Consider the following 390-nt stretch of genomic DNA (forward strand, 5'->3'; position numbering starts at 1 on the left):
CCACATCCCCGTACCCGCACACGACGGCGGTCTTGCCGCCGATCAGCGTGTCCGTGGCGCGGTTGATGCCGTCGACCAGGGAGTGGCGGCAGCCGTACTTGTTGTCGAACTTCGACTTCGTCACGGCGTCGTTCACGTTGATCGCCGGGAACAGCAGCGTGCCCTCACGCTGCATCTCGTACAGACGGTGCACACCCGTCGTGGTCTCCTCCGACACCCCGCGGATCTCGGAGGCGAGGGCGGTCCAGTCGAGGGTGCTCGCCTCCAGCAGGGCGCGTTCCGCGGCGAGTTCCACGCCCGTGGCCTCGGGCAGCTCGCCGGTCTTGCGGTAGGTGACGCCCTTGTGTACCAGGAGCGAGGCGTCGCCGCCGTACGCGCCCTGCTGGAGGC

General features: G+C 69.0%; 1 protein-coding gene. It reads right to left on the reverse strand.

Features of this window, described 5'->3' with window-relative positions:
• A partial coding sequence (locus LPA54_RS41590) for an adenosylhomocysteinase (RefSeq protein ID WP_228985544.1) occupies positions 1–390 on the reverse strand: 390 nt, incomplete at both ends.

Source organism: Streptomyces sp. DH12, from assembly GCF_020873895.1.
Classification (GTDB): Bacteria; Actinomycetota; Actinomycetes; order Streptomycetales; family Streptomycetaceae; genus Streptomyces.